Genomic DNA, 15,544 nt, shown 5'->3' on the forward strand with positions numbered 1-15,544 from the left:
CAATTTTACCTTCTATTGATCATTTGCATTCCTTAAAAATTTCATTCAGTATCCGCTGAACGGCTGTACCTGACCTTTTTTAACCGTTAAAAGAAAGTATGCACTGACTATTCTTCTGTGCATATACCTGCGGCTATTGCAGTCAGTCAGCCCATCATTTTATTTATCAGTAACACAGATTGTATATCCTCCGGTAAACCGGAGTACAGGATATTATTGCCTATACCCCTTGAAAAGAACAGAGACCAATATACCGCTGTAAACCACCCCTAACATCCCTTTTAACCACAAAATGTATTATTTATGAAGCGGTATTTACTATCCGTTGTATTTGTAGCTATGACAGCTCTTGCCCATGCCCAGCTGGAAGAAGATTTTGATCCGGCGCCTTCCGGTTGGATCTTATCACAAGGCGCCAACTTTAATGCTGTTAACAATAACGTTGTTATTCAAACGCCCGGTGTAGGAGGTAATAACCCCGCTAATATCGGAACGCCTCCGGTAAGCAAGACCTCCAACACCGTTAAGGTATGTTTTGACATTTATGCCTATAAAAAGGTAAATGGTAATGACCAGGCCGTTCCCTTCCCCTGTGATTCGTATGCAGACATTTTATTTGTCAAGTCAACAGTAGAAACATCGAACCAGGCAGAGGTGCCGGATAGTATTTATGCCCGGCAGGACAATTACCTGTTGCCCACCAATGGCGGTACAACCTGTTTTACATTTACTTTTCCTGCCGTTGTAACAGCGTCAGATTTCAAGGTGTTCATCTCTTTTAAAGCAGGATGTGGCCAGGGCAGCATTAAATATCATATCGACAATGTAAAGATCAGCGGGGTACAGGAATTATGCGCCGAAACGAATTGTGCGCCAGAAGCCCTCAACGATGTGTTTAATCGCGGCAATGGGCTGGAAACTTCTTTTAGTGGCGCTTTGTATGGTTCCAATTTAAATTACCCCGTAAGCAGTAACGTAGACGCCGGTGGTACCGATAACGATCAGAATGATGCGTATACGGATCTGAAATGGGAGCTGGTAACGCCGCCGCTGGTTAGCAAAGGAAGCGTTATTATCAATAGTGATGGAACCTTTACTGTAACCCGTACTTCAACGACCGTAACGGAACTGAGCTTCACGTACCGGATGATGGATAACGGTCCGGACAATGACATCAATACATCGGCAGACAATATGTACGACGAAGCTACGGTGACCATTACCTGGCCTGCAGCTTCTACTTTACCTGTGGCGCTGGTTAATTTCAATGGCAGCCGTAACGGCAACTATGTAACGCTGCAGTGGAGAACCAATATGGAAAGCAATAACAATGGATTTGAGATCCAGCGCAGCACCGGCAATGGCGTATATGAAAAAGTAGGCTTTGTAGCCAGCAAAGCGCCCGATGGCAACAGCAGCGTTCCCTTGTATTATCAGTTCAAAGAAACTAATATGGCGAAAGCGAATAGCTGGTACCGTATTATGCAGATCGATAAAGATGGTAAAAGCACGGTGACACCGGTTAAAGGCGTACGCGGACTGGAAGAGATAAGTAAACTGACTGTATATCCGAATCCAGGCAAAGCGGGTAATATGAATGTGTTGTTTGGCAGCAGTGCAGTGCGGGATATTATCATTGCCGATCTTGGCGGCAGAACGATTAAGCAATGGAACAATTATAATGAAGACAACATGGTGCTGAGTGGATTGAAGGCCGGGGTATATATGCTGATGGTGAATAACAGGGCCACCAGCGAAAGAATGGTGCAGAAGATTGTGGTTTTATAGGGAAATAAGCCGAAAGGCGAACACAAAAGCCCCGGCGTGCCGGGGCTTTTTGTTTTGGGTGAAAGGGTAATGAAGTAAATTGACCTTACCGGCAAACGCCGCAGGAACCGCCATTTTTGGCGCAGTGGCCGCAGGCCTTACAGTTCTTACACGCTGTGCAATAGCGCGAACCTTTGCAGGTAGCGTGATGATCTTTTACACTGAAATGATAACCGGAAAAAGCAGTAACAAAGGCGGCAGCAGCCACCAGGGCGGATACAGCAAACATTCGTTTCATAAAGTGTTGAATTAATGGGTAATGATAGAAATTATGCGCGGGATGGCCTATTGACGAAGAACAAGTTCCGCTGGGATGAATATTATACCGGTGTATAACAGTTGATTATGAGCGCGGGGAGGGGAGATTTATTGACAGCGGTCAAGCCGTTAAGGTTATGCGGCACTTTATTTTTTTAAAAAGGCAATGCTTACCAGAGGTGGTTGAGCATTGCCTTTTAAACGATCTTTATGGATATGTTATATTACCAGTCGTACTCGTCATCATTTTTTACCGGCACGCCGAGTTCGATCTCAGTGACCTCATCGTATTCAACGTTAAGCACGATCCAGTTATCTTCATTGACATAGGTTACAAAGAAATCGTAGTCTTCTTCTTCCCACTCTTCGATAAACTTTCCAAACACTTCGCTCTTTACTTTATCGATGGGAGTATTCATGACGGGTTTTCCCTGGAAAGTGAGGTTAGGATTGGCCGATCTGATATAGCCTAATTTACCGTCATGGTCCTGGTAAAAAGTGAGCCGGAGTTTATGTTTGTTATATTGATAGAGCAATTGGTTTTCATCATCTTCGTCCTGGTACGTTTTATCGGGTTTGCCGAGTTTAGCAACTACCTGGTCAGCTTTCATGCCGAAGGTGAATTCTCCGATGCCTTTTTTCGGTTTTATTTCCATGAGAATGGTTTTAGGGGGTGAAATTAGGGAAAATGTATATTCAACATGGGTTTGTTTGAAATTATTATGAAGTTTGGATCAGGCGGTATTGCAGACGTGCTGAAGCTGCATTGGGATTTATTTCGGATTATTCAGTACATTGAGCTGAACGATAAGTCAAAACGGAGGCTACCTTTAGCCGGCATTGATCCTGAATTATATTAATGAATAGCAATGGCTTCAAGTATAAGTACACGAATCATTTTGGTTCTTTTATTAATCTTAAGCATATCAAGAACTAGCGCACAACAGCAGGAGGCTAATCAAGATATGATGGTGCGGATTGCTGAGATAGAGATCTTTCCTGAATATCTCAATGACTATAAAGATATACTTAGAGAGGAGGCGGCCGCGTCTGTAAAAAAGGAAGCGGGCGTAATTGCCATATTTCCGATGTTTAAGCAAGGTGAGCCTAATCAGATCAGGATTGTCGAAATTTATGCGAATAAGGACGCGTATGAATCCCATTTAAGAACGCCTCATTTCAAACATTACAAAACGTCTACCCAGAAGATGGTCAAGGCATTAAAGCTGGTTGATATGGAGCCCTTAGATAAACTGACCATGTTGGAAATGTTTAAGAAGTTGTAGTGGGGTTTTGGGGCAGCGGGCTGTGATTTACTTTCAAAATATTCTGTACATTGGATCAGCGACAGCGGGTTGGTCTCGCTTAATTATGCCTTGGCCCGTTGTGAATTGCTTGCAAATATTCTGTAGATTAGATCAGCGACAGCCTTGTCTCGATATACAGGACCTCCCCACATGTTGTGATTTACTTTCAAATTATTCTGTACATTGGATCAGCGACAGCTTTAGGCTATGGAACATACCGTTTACTGCTGTTGTGATTTACTTTCAAATTATTCTGTACATTGGATCAGCGACAGCCCTGATTTAAAATCAATTAAAAATATCGCAGTTGTGATTTACTTTCAAATTATTCTGTACATTGGATCAGCGACAGCGAGGACTACATTGACCTGAAGCCCATACTAGTTGTGATTTACTTTCAAATTATTCTGTACATTGGATCAGCGACAGCTCATATTGTTTCTTATCTAACAATAATTTGGTTGTGATTTACTTTCAAATTATTCTGTACATTGGATCAGCGACAGCGATGGACGATAGGTATTAATGTCTGAACGAGTTGTGATTTACTTTCAAATTATTCTGTACATTGGATCAGCGACAGCTTTTCAAACAATAAGATTATGCGTTGCACGTTGTGATTTACTTTCAAATTATTCTGTACATTGGATCAGCGACAGCGAGATCCTTCTGATCCTTGCGCTTCGGTGTGTTGTGATTTACTTTCAAATTATTCTGTACATTGGATCAGCGACAGCAGCCAGGATTTACCCCCGCCAGCTCCGCCAGTTGTGATTTACTTTCAAATTATTCTGTACATTGGATCAGCGACAGCTGTATAATCGATTACCGTCCAGTCAGGACAGTTGTGATTTACTTTCAAATTATTCTGTACATTGGATCAGCGACAGCTACCCGTCCAGCCTGTCGCGTTCGTGTTTTGTTGTGATTTACTTTCAAATTATTCTGTACATTGGATCAGCGACAGCTGTATCCGTAGAAAAGCTCTTGAAGCCATAGTTGTGATTTACTTTCAAATTATTCTGTACATTGGATCAGCGACAGCAGTCTGTGATCTCGCATCGGCCTCGCTTTGGTTGTGATTTACTTTCAAATTATTCTGTACATTGGATCAGCGACAGCTTTGGCGGCACTTGCTCAAATCTCCTTCTCGTTGTGATTTACTTTCAAATTATTCTGTACATTGGATCAGCGACAGCTGATAGAACGGTTGGTAAAACAATTGAAGTGTTGTGATTTACTTTCAAATTATTCTGTACATTGGATCAGCGACAGCTCGGACGCGGTACCATACACACCAACGTTTAGTTGTGATTTACTTTCAAATTATTCTGTACATTGGATCAGCGACAGCAAACTGAAACATTGGAATTATGATCGACAGTTGTGATTTACTTTCAAATTATTCTGTACATTGGATCAGCGACAGCGGCTGTAAAAATCAATATAAGGGGTTATAGTTGTGATTTACTTTCAAATTATTCTGTACATTGGATCAGCGACAGCTACAGATTATATAACTTAACAATTCCCAATGTTGTGATTTACTTTCAAATTATTCTGTACATTGGATCAGCGACAGCAGCAATTAAGAGACAGAATAAAAGAACATAGTTGTGATTTACTTTCAAATTATTCTGTACATTGGATCAGCGACAGCTATTTTTTCATGTAAGATTGTAATGGTTCCGTTGTGATTTACTTTCAAATTATTCTGTACATTGGATCAGCGACAGCAATAACCGCTGTCGATTATGATGGCCTCCTGGTTGTGATTTACTTTCAAATTATTCTGTACATTGGATCAGCGACAGCCTGGGAAGGTTCAAAGTATATCGTTTCAGTGTTGTGATTTACTTTCAAATTATTCTGTACATTGGATCAGCGACAGCGAAACACCTTACCGGTTGCTTTCGTGATTGGTTGTGATTTACTTTCAAATTATTCTGTACATTGGATCAGCGACAGCAACTTTCTGAAAAGGCGATGGACTATAACAGTTGTGATTTACTTTCAAATTATTCTGTACATTGGATCAGCGACAGCTCAGCAGGGTGAAAATCGCCTGCATCATCTGTTGTGATTTACTTTCAAATTATTCTGTACATTGGATCAGCGACAGCTGTCTACAAGACAGTTCAAAAGTCTTTTAAGTTGTGATTTACTTTCAAATTATTCTGTACATTGGATCAGCGACAGCAGGATTTATAAGTATCTTACGAAAAGCCCTGTTGTGATTTACTTTCAAATTATTCTGTACATTGGATCAGCGACAGCAACAACACCCTCAACACCATCATACCCTTCGTTGTGATTTACTTTCAAATTATTCTGTACATTGGATCAGCGACAGCTGATTACGTAATAAACGCATCGGCAATTGCGTTGTGATTTACTTTCAAATTATTCTGTACATTGGATCAGCGACAGCGTATAATCTTTCTTTTCAATAACCTTTGGGTTGTGATTTACTTTCAAATTATTCTGTACATTGGATCAGCGACAGCATAAATCAGTGTATCCTTGCTATCATGTTGGTTGTGATTTACTTTCAAATTATTCTGTACATTGGATCAGCGACAGCTTTCTACTACCGGTAAACTATAACAATGCGGTTGTGATTTACTTTCAAATTATTCTGTACATTGGATCAGCGACAGCCTATTCGTCTGGATATTCAGCGGCTTTCTTGTTGTGATTTACTTTCAAATTATTCTGTACATTGGATCAGCGACAGCTACAATAAGAAATGTATTCCTTTCATCCTTGTTGTGATTTACTTTCAAATTATTCTGTACATTGGATCAGCGACAGCCTTCATCGGACGTACCTATAGCGCGGCCCGGTTGTGATTTACTTTCAAATTATTCTGTACATTGGATCAGCGACAGCAGTTTCAAGGGACGATTTATACCAATGGTGGTTGTGATTTACTTTCAAATTATTCTGTACATTGGATCAGCGACAGCGATATTTTCATCGACTTAATGTGCATGTCAGTTGTGATTTACTTTCAAATTATTCTGTACATTGGATCAGCGACAGCCGCACCCAAGCTAGGCACATTTGGCATGGGGTTGTGATTTACTTTCAAATTATTCTGTACATTGGATCAGCGACAGCTAAACGATTTTGTATTAATCGACGGCAGCAGTTGTGATTTACTTTCAAATTATTCTGTACATTGGATCAGCGACAGCATCCGATACGCGTAAACCTAAGTAGCAATCGTTGTGATTTACTTTCAAATTATTCTGTACATTGGATCAGCGACAGCATAAGGCTAATGGCATGAGGTTCCAGTTCAGTTGTGATTTACTTTCAAATTATTCTGTACATTGGATCAGCGACAGCCTGCACTCACCTTTAAGCATAACATATTCGTTGTGATTTACTTTCAAATTATTCTGTACATTGGATCAGCGACAGCCTCCTTTGCATACTTCCCCGTCAACCGGCTGTTGTGATTTACTTTCAAATTATTCTGTACATTGGATCAGCGACAGCCTTCTTTAAACGTCTTCGGTATTACTCACCGTTGTGATTTACTTTCAAATTATTCTGTACATTGGATCAGCGACAGCTTGATTTGTATTTCATATTCGTTTATTGCTGTTGTGATTTACTTTCAAATTATTCTGTACATTGGATCAGCGACAGCCATTAGGAATCGGCATGAATATGTCTCAAAGTTGTGATTTACTTTCAAATTATTCTGTACATTGGATCAGCGACAGCCGGACCTACCAGCAACACCACCAGCAGTAGGTTGTGATTTACTTTCAAATTATTCTGTACATTGGATCAGCGACAGCAGAATTGGCTAAAACCCAGTCCTGTTCTGCGTTCTGGCTGTTTTTTAGAATGAAAAATTGACGGAAAAATGGCTTTTTTCAATCCTGGGAAACGGATTTTTAAAATAGTTCCAACTGTTGAACTGTTTCCGGAGCTTTTACCTGGTCATGCCCGCGGAAGATTTCCATCATCCCAAACTGCTTGTCGGTAATACACATTATGCCAACATGCCCCCTTTCTGGCAGTATCTTTTTTACTCTTGCTATATGTACATTGGCATTTTCCCTACTACTACAATGCCGTAAATAAATGCTAAATTGGAACATCTGAAAGCCGTATGCCAATATATCCTTCCGGAATCGCGCGTAAATTTTCCGATCCTTCTTGGTTTCGGTCGGCAGGTCAAAGAATACGAGTACCCACATAATCCGATAGGCATTTAAGCGTTCAAAATGCTGGCTTCCTCCATCTCCACCGTTGGGAAAGAGATATAGTCGGATGAAAGTCATTCCATTTCAGGATATAAGAGTTTGCGGGATCTCCCTTCAAAACATTTAGCCAAACTGGCTGTAGTACGCTGCACAGCATTCATGAGCGGACTTTTCTGCCCGTCAATTTGCACATCCATTGCCGGAATAGCCAACAACGCTTTTTTCATATTGGGGGTCATTTCCAAAAACCGGCCGTTGCCCCGAATGATCTGACAGACTACCTGATCAACATACGGCCGGTAAGGTTCCATAATATCATCAGCCAGGCAATAAGCATTATATTGATTTCGGTGGTGGATACCAAGGGTTGGCAACAAACCTGATATTACAAGGCTCCGTGCAACCACAGCTCGTAAAATAGCATAGCCATAGTTCAGTAGATTATTAGGCGGCGGCCCATAACGCTCTCGCCGGAACTGGAGGAAATCCGGAATAATATGCTTCCAGTAGTAAGCAGCTGCTTTGGCTTCGCAATTATCAGGATCTCCACTTTTAACTGCAGAAGCCAAATTTAATAAATACTTATTTTCTTCCCTTTGAATCGCCAATAGCGTGGCCTGATTCTGAATTTTGGCAGAAATTGTTTGTTGCCATAATTGTTTTTTAAGCGGGATTGACGCTTCTATTTGTGCCTGGTATTTCATGCTTTGCAGGCTGTTCCCATCAAGATTTAATAACAAACCGGTAGGGTGGTGGGTATGATCACAAGTTATAACTGCTGTGTTATTTGCCAAAAGCTTCGCTATAAGGGCTTGCGTAATAGTTATTTGTTGATGGTCAAGAATCAATATGCCAATGTCTTCAATAGGAGCTGTTTTAATTTCTCCACTATCATGCATTTCTATGACCAATTGTTCGCTCGTTGTTTTTAAATAGGCAGGATTGCCAAAATAAAGCGTCCGCTTTATCATGAGGGTTGGAGTTATTTAACTGTAACGGGCAGAATATTGCTATTATTTTCCAGGAGCATGCATTGACATCAATTATTGATTATTGACAAGTTTTGAACCACATTCTCCAATAGCTTAAACTTTACAATTCCAAAACATTCCCCAACTTGTCTACCTTCAATTTGATACAGCATTTTTTGATCATTATTTCGTCCAGCGATTTTTCTTGTTTGTTTAATGATCCTAATTCTACTTTTTCTATTACCGTTTTGGAATAATTATGTGGAACAAAGAAACATTGTGGTCCTGTGAAGCTGGCTACTCTGTAGATTCTTTTCGAGATCTTTTCCCTTTCAGTTGACCAATTGATCATTTTGGTATTTTCCCCCTCCTCCGGTACATACACAAGATCATTTGGTGAAAGTATAAAGTGCTTAAAGCCTTCTCTGGCCTCTACCAACGGCCATCCATTGGCTTTTGCTATGATCACCTCATCTAACCGTAACGTTTCATATTCCCTTTCTCCTGTCTGTATATTCTCGTAGATAACAAAGAAAAGGTTGGTGCCTTTTGCAGCTTCAACAAACTGCCCTTTCCTTATCTCAAATTTTCCTTTTGAATCTTCATAGATGGTGACTTTCGTGATTGGTTTGCCAGCTGTTTTCGTCAGGGCTTCCATTCCTTCGCCTGTAAAAGCGGCTTTAGGGTCGTTATTCCATTTGGCCAGATGTGTCAATAGAATGTTTTTTAAACCATTTTTACTTTCTGTATTGTAGGTCGCTATTTTTTCCTTTATTTTTTCTGCAGTAAAAGTTTCATCGAGATTTACCCTGTTGCCATAGTATTCTTTCATGTACCACATCGTTACCTTATCTATCGGATTGCTATTGCTGTCAAAAGCCGGATTTTCTCTAAGTGCTTTTTTGATCTTTTTTTCATCCGGTCCTAACTGCTGTATGAGGTATAATAAATGTGCTTTTACTTTTCTGTCTGCGATTTTTTCGGGCTGTTTAATAGCATCTCCAATGCTGCCTGATTTATATCTTCTGAACTGCAGTTTCCCTGAGACCGTTTCCTTATGCAATGGTTGCCTTACAGACCATAGTTCTCCTTTTGTTTGTGATACAAAATCCTTAACCCAGTGTCCATCTATTTCTATATACTTAAGATGTTTATTGACACCTTTGTTTAAAATGCGGTGACGGTTTTTAAATGAAACGATGATCTGTTCCAACGCTTTTTCGGCGGCAGGAATAAAATAATGCCACGGTTCCTTAAAGTCTCTTGTCTTTTTGCTTTTGAGCAGTTTTAGATATTTATATTTTTCGTTTTCGTCCTTTGTTTGTGCCTCGAGCGTATTTATATATTGAATATGTTCATGTAATGTACAGGCTGTAACAAGGGCATCAACTGCATGGTGTCGATGATCAATACGCTTTTCATAACCTTGCAGGTGGAGGCGGCGTTTGCCGTCCTCATCAGTAACATATTCAACTTTCCTGTCTCCTGTGAGTTTTTCCAGCCTTTCAAACCGTTCAATCAGCAAACGTTTCATCATGTCGTTCAGTCCCCACTTATATTTTAATTCGTCGGTTATTTGCCCAATGGTTGTTTTTACTTTTTTGCTTTCAACGACCTGAGACAGCAGTTCTACAACTTTTTTTGTAATGTACCTGGTGTCATTCAATTGGCGTTGAATAAAACCTTCTGGAATTTCATCACTTAGCAAGAGGCGGCGTTTTTTCTGACGGAAGACTCTGTTAACGTGAGCAGAGAAATCTTCCACAGAGAGCAGGTCTCCTTTTGAGCTTCTCCTCCGGATATATTGCATGGCAGTGAGGTTATCCTTTTCTGCATTTGCCCAGGTTTCTACAATTACCTTATTGGCCATGGAATCATCATAATATCTTGACCGCGGTATTATGTGATCTACATCATAATCCCGTGTAAATAGACGTGACAGTTGAATAGGTTTGCCGGTATAAGGAGAAATACAATTTTGCTCGACCCATAACCTGTATTTTTCGATCTCGGCACCGGTTGGCTCAGATGCTTTTTTAAAGAACTTTAAATAATTAGCCTGCGCTGCGTAGTTGCCATTTTCTTCCAATATGCGCATTCTGTCAATGTCAGCTAATGATTCAGGATCGCCCAGTTTCAGTTCCCGCAGAATTGCTTTTATCCGGCGTTTGTCTTCCTGGTTTTTAAAATTAACTGCAGACAATTCCTTTCTTTCGTCAGCGGTTTTTTTGAGGTCTCTCGCTAACTCAATCCTAATTTCATCTGGTCTGCCATATTGCTTCCATACTGCTTTCACAACCTGGATCGTTTCATTCACAACCTGTTTCACGATTGGGTTGGCTGGGCCCTTGCCTTCCCAGCCTTTCATCAAGTCTGGATTATCAACCGGTTCACCTGTCTTCTCGCTGTGTTTGCCATAAATTACATAGGTAGCCAGGTGTTCGGGAAGCCCTTGAAATTGATCAAGGCTCGTACAATGAGTCAGCAGCCCTCTTATTCTATCATCAATACTTTCATCAAATTCACCGGTTAATATCTTTTCAATCTTTCCGAGCGTATCAGTATCGATAGCTGCTGCAGTCCATTGTTTACCACATCGCATTAAAGGCAACATTTTATTAAGCGCCTTGCTGCTATAAGCGCCATATTGCGATGGGTACGCAGGTAGATTAGCTACAGCTTTTGCAACGTTTTCAGGGAATTGCCATTTTTTTCGCTTTAAAGCATTTTCAATGGCTGAGCTGTCGTCTATAGAATATACCAGATGCCATAAGCTGTTCATTTTGTCTGCGTCCAGCATAAGGTTAATGCCCGCTTCAAATTTCAACCGGTTAAATAATTTCCGGAACTGGGACTTTGTTGTATTACCCTTAAATCTGGTGTTGTCAGGATAATTGATGTAGTGCGTTTCGGATGATAACTTCAGAAATTTTAAAATATCTTTTAATTCAACTTCTTCGCGGTTGTCGAAGAAATAGAATAAGGATTCTTTCACGGCTGATGTTAGATAGATCGCAGTCTCATCTACGTCCGTTTTCAACTCACCATTGATCTTCTTTTCTTTGACGAATATTTTTAAAGTGTGAATGGTTTTCCATATTCTGAACTCCTGGAAAAGGGGAGCACTGGCCGGAATAACTTTTAACGCAGGTTGAACGTCATTACCTTTTGCATCTTTTAACCAGACTGATTTTTTTTCAAAACGGCAATCGCCAATGGTGCTTATTTTTGATTTCAACGGACGTTGATAATAAATGATATCGTGAAGAAGCACATGTAGGAGGTCGTTTGCCTGGATCTCTTTCCTTTTTTCCTGGTTGTGAGTATAAAGCGCATCTGCGATCTCATTGTTTTTATTTAGAGCCGATAGCTCAGGATGAAATTGTTTTTGTGTATCCCAAATAGCCGTTAGCTCTGCAATGAACAGGGAACGATCGACGATCCTTTCTCTGACCCTGTAGTTCCTGTTCTTTAACATCTCATTAAGCACGTATTCCCCGATATGCAATCCAGCTGCAGAAATGTCCTTTTGCAGTGCTTCTTTCATTTTTTGCCAGTCGCTTTTATTTGGCATGGCAAATTCGTATCGGGGCGTTGGATCTTTTTTGCTTCTGATCGTTCTGATCTCCAGTTCCATTTCTTTTCCTTCCCAATCCGGGGGAGTATCTCTACTAATCGTTCCTCTAATGCCATTTGCTAAAGTGATCTCAAATACTTTTTTTCCGCGGGTAATTTCACCCGTATCTTTTACGGCTGTTATAGAAACTACTTCTATTTTGTTTTCCCTGGCTGGCAGTTGATCTTCTTGTTCACTATTGTTATCTGCCGGAGCTTCATTGTTGGCCTTGCGGTTGCTTTTAAAACCACGGCGTTGGTTCATGTGCAGTAATATTCTGGCTAATTCGGTTAATTCTATTTTTTCGGTTAATGCTTTTTTGCGTAGATAATACACCAGCCAGTCCTGGGTTATTTGGGTGGTGCCGAACAGTGTGTGCATTTCAGCCAGTCTTTCTGGTAATACCGGTAGTATATGGCCTGGGGTGAAATTATCCGGGAGCCATCCAAGAACCTTTAGAACAGCAATCAGCCTTTTTCTTCTCAGTTTATACCGGTCTTTGAGTCGCCGGCTTCCCCGGGCCTGGCGTCGGTTAGCGGTTTGAGAAACAGAAACACCTGCTTCATAGTTGCCAAGCATTTCCCCATCCATGGGAATAATGCGGCAACCCATGCCAAGGATCTTACTGTCGTTATTTCCAAATTCATAATCAACCAGCGCCCAACCAATGCTGTTGGTGCCAATGTCTAAACCAAGGATTTTTTGCATAGCAATCGTTTCGATTATAAATAATTAAAGTAAATCACAACTAGTACTATTTAATACAATTTTGTTGTATCTTAAATACTAAATGTATGTGTGGGATCGACGAAGACGTTAGGCCATATGTGCCTGACATAAAATTCTAACTCGCTCTTCTATATAAACAGAAAATGATCGAATAGTACTATAAAATGGAAAATAAATTTTTTACTTTTATTATTTAGTTGACTTGAGTCAATACCGAAAACTGAAACTTATTGAATCATTTATATATCTTTGCTTTGAAGTAAATCACAATAAGGATTATTCCGCAGTGAAAACTTTTACAGTAGTCCCGCCAACAGGCGGGATTGGTGTTTTATATACACTCACCGGCCTCACACAACCATCATCCTTTCTTCCCCACCATCCCCATCACCTCCTCCACAAATCCCACCTGCGCCGGCAGTAATTTCAATTTTGCGGTCCCGGCATCAAACCATTCAAATTTGTCAAGCTCAGGCACATCGATCATTTTGCCCGACTTCGGCGGCCATTCCAATGAAAAGGTATTGCTTCGAATATTATCGATTGGAAAATCAGTTTCAATGGCCCATACATGCACCAGCTTGCCGCTCTTTTGCCTGCGTGGTGTCAATGGTATAAACCTGCCATCGATCTCAATATTCGTTTCCTCTTTAAATTCCCTGATGGCTGCAGCCAGCGGTTCCTCCCCTTCGTCCATTTCGCCTTTTACAATACTCCAATAGCCATTGTCCTTCTTGCGGTAAAACGGACCGCCCGGATGCGCTATAAAGAAGTACAGCTGCTTCTTCACAAATTTGTATGGCAAAATGCCGGCACTTTGCTTTTTCATACCAGTAAGTTACCGCACTTTTCCATGTTTTGATCTTTCATTTTTCAAGCTGAGTGCTTCATTTCCGGGATTGATATTCCTGTTTATTGTTTTTGATCACCAATTTGGAGGTTTTAATACTTCATAAGTGAAATTGAAGATCACTTTTGTTGAATGATGCACATAGTTTATAGTTTTGATATATACTTTTAGCAAATTGAGTTTCTCTTTTGTTTATTTGTTACGCCATTTCGCTAAAAGCAGTGCGTCTTTTGTTTTATTGTTCATACAGTTTGTCAAATGGTTATCCCTATTCGGAAAAAGTTGTGCTCCATTCGCTCATGTGTGTACCTGATCTTGAAATTTATTTACATCATTCAATAAAAGATTTATAAAATCCTGCCATTGATTTATTGAAGTAAGAAAATGCACTATTCAATTCAACTAAAGATTTATAGTATTGATTAAAAGAATAACAGGATTTAACAAAAGGACGATCGAATTCAGAAAAAGCATGGGTGAATCAGAAAAAAGATAAAGCGCAAGCGGCTGGTCGTCGTTAACAGGCAACGTTGGCATCTTGACTTTTGCTTTTTGCATGCATTGTGAAGTGAATTTTGCCGCTGGTAATTGAACGTACTCAGGTGTGTGCCTTCAAACGATATCGCCGGTATAGTAATGACTGGATTATAATACCGGGGTATGGTTAATGCCCGGCGAAATCCTGCTGCCATGATCAGTTTTGCTTGTGTTAAACAGTACACAAAGGGTGTCAATACCCGTCAATACCCGTCAGAACCCGCCATTTTGGGAGCCGTTATTTGGAAATCGCATAACAGCCACCGTATATTTGTTATGAACAATGACACCTGGATGAATAACCGAAGTTGTTGTTACCGGTAGAAGGAATCCGACAGTGACAGCGGTAATACAGCCAGGTGATTATGATCCTCCCGTATTGGCCAATACGTACTCCATCCAAGCCTCAATTCATAACGTTCAATAACTGTGTGTTACTTCTTTAGCAATGGTGCTAAAGCGATATTACCGGAACAGGGTGATGTACAGGCATTGTCATGGATAATTGGTACGGCTGTGAAACGTAGCGTAAGCGTAAACACTTTTATTAACTTTTTAAATTATTTTTTATGTCAGTCAGAATAAGCACCAAATACAGAACCAGCAGTGATCCAAAACTGCTGAAACATGGTTACCAGGTATCGGATACTATGAAGGATAATCCGATCTATGCCAATTCACCGTTGCTCCAATCCGTTCTGCAGGCAGCCTGTGACGATTTCAGGTTGGCAGGCTCTATGGCCGGAAGAAAAGACAGGGCTCTTTTATCAGCTAAGAACGATAAAAAAGCGGTTTTGATCGGCCACCTGGATGTCCTGAACGATTACCTTACAGCTACCTGCAAGGGCGATAAAACCCTGTTGTTGCAAAGTGGTTTTGAAATTGCGGGGTTAAAGAATGAATCCCAGGAATTGCCGCCTATCAGAGAAATTGTGGTCGGAAGTGATTCACCTGGTATTGTAACCATTCGCCTGAAAAGGGTAACGGGCGCAAGATCGTATGTTTTTCAGTATACGACTGACCCGCTCCTGTCTGATAGCGTATGGGTAAGCGAAACTTCCCTGAACCGGGAGCATACGTTCAGTAATCTGAACTCTGTTACCCGCTATTGGTTCCGCGTATATGCCATCGGCAAGGGTAACCAGACCGTGTATTCGCCGCCCGTCGCCAGGGTCATTCAGTAACTTTTAGTGCGGCGGCACGCTTTGAGAAGTCATTACCTG

At 40.8% G+C, this 15,544-nt stretch carries 9 protein-coding genes and 1 CRISPR repeat array; of the genes, 3 read left to right on the plus strand and 6 right to left on the minus strand.

Annotation, left to right across the window (positions count from 1 at the left end; translation table 11 throughout):
• Positions 1–303: 303 nt before the first annotated feature.
• Positions 304–1,788, plus strand: a complete 1,485-nt coding sequence (locus JUB15_RS14205) for a T9SS type A sorting domain-containing protein (protein ID WP_207513165.1) — start codon at positions 304–306, stop codon at positions 1,786–1,788.
• 85 nt (positions 1,789–1,873) lie between these two features.
• Here JUB15_RS14205 and JUB15_RS14210 read toward each other — a convergent pair whose 3' ends face one another.
• Both JUB15_RS14210 and JUB15_RS14215 read right to left on the minus strand, forming a co-directional pair.
• A complete protein-coding gene (locus JUB15_RS14210) occupies positions 1,874–2,065 on the minus strand; it encodes a hypothetical protein (protein ID WP_207513166.1) in 192 nt (63 codons plus the stop codon).
• Positions 2,066–2,309: 244 nt separating this feature from the next.
• Positions 2,310–2,741, minus strand: coding sequence for a hypothetical protein (locus JUB15_RS14215; RefSeq protein ID WP_207513167.1), 432 nt, complete (start codon positions 2,739–2,741; stop codon positions 2,310–2,312).
• Between the two features lie 213 nt (positions 2,742–2,954).
• Here JUB15_RS14215 and JUB15_RS14220 point away from each other — a divergent pair, with 213 nt between their 5' ends.
• Positions 2,955–3,371, plus strand: coding sequence for a putative quinol monooxygenase (locus tag JUB15_RS14220; protein WP_207513168.1), 417 nt, complete (start codon positions 2,955–2,957; stop codon positions 3,369–3,371).
• A gap of 19 nt (positions 3,372–3,390) precedes the next feature.
• Positions 3,391–7,207: a CRISPR direct-repeat array (repeat unit 47 nt; unit sequence GTTGTGATTTACTTTCAAATTATTCTGTACATTGGATCAGCGACAGC).
• A gap of 99 nt (positions 7,208–7,306) precedes the next feature.
• On the opposite strand, the gene cas2 is transcribed toward JUB15_RS14220, so the two are convergent.
• From cas2 to JUB15_RS14240, 4 genes are all read right to left on the minus strand, one after another.
• Positions 7,307–7,696 (minus strand): CRISPR-associated endonuclease Cas2, encoded by a 390-nt coding sequence (cas2, locus tag JUB15_RS14225; RefSeq protein ID WP_369411540.1) that lies wholly within the window; start codon positions 7,694–7,696, stop codon positions 7,307–7,309.
• Positions 7,693–8,589 (minus strand): type II CRISPR-associated endonuclease Cas1, encoded by an 897-nt coding sequence (gene cas1 / locus JUB15_RS14230; RefSeq protein WP_207513169.1) that lies wholly within the window; start codon positions 8,587–8,589, stop codon positions 7,693–7,695. The genes cas2 and cas1 overlap by 4 nt, the downstream gene beginning before the upstream one ends.
• A 121-nt stretch (positions 8,590–8,710) precedes the next feature.
• Positions 8,711–12,913, minus strand: a complete 4,203-nt coding sequence (cas9, locus tag JUB15_RS14235) for a type II CRISPR RNA-guided endonuclease Cas9 (RefSeq protein ID WP_207513170.1) — start codon at positions 12,911–12,913, stop codon at positions 8,711–8,713.
• A 382-nt stretch (positions 12,914–13,295) separates the two neighbouring features.
• Positions 13,296–13,763 carry an NUDIX hydrolase gene (locus JUB15_RS14240; RefSeq protein WP_207513171.1) on the minus strand — a complete coding sequence of 156 codons (468 nt, stop codon included), beginning with the start codon at positions 13,761–13,763 and terminating at the stop codon, positions 13,296–13,298.
• Between the two features lie 1,127 nt (positions 13,764–14,890).
• On the opposite strand from JUB15_RS14240, the gene JUB15_RS14245 reads away from it, so the two are divergent.
• A complete protein-coding gene (locus JUB15_RS14245) occupies positions 14,891–15,505 on the plus strand; it encodes a fibronectin type III domain-containing protein (protein WP_207513172.1) in 615 nt (204 codons plus the stop codon).
• The last annotated feature ends 39 nt before the right edge of the window (positions 15,506–15,544 follow it).

Origin of the sequence: Longitalea luteola (assembly GCF_017356035.1) — a bacterium.
Lineage (GTDB): Bacteria > Bacteroidota > Bacteroidia > Chitinophagales > Chitinophagaceae > Niastella > Niastella luteola.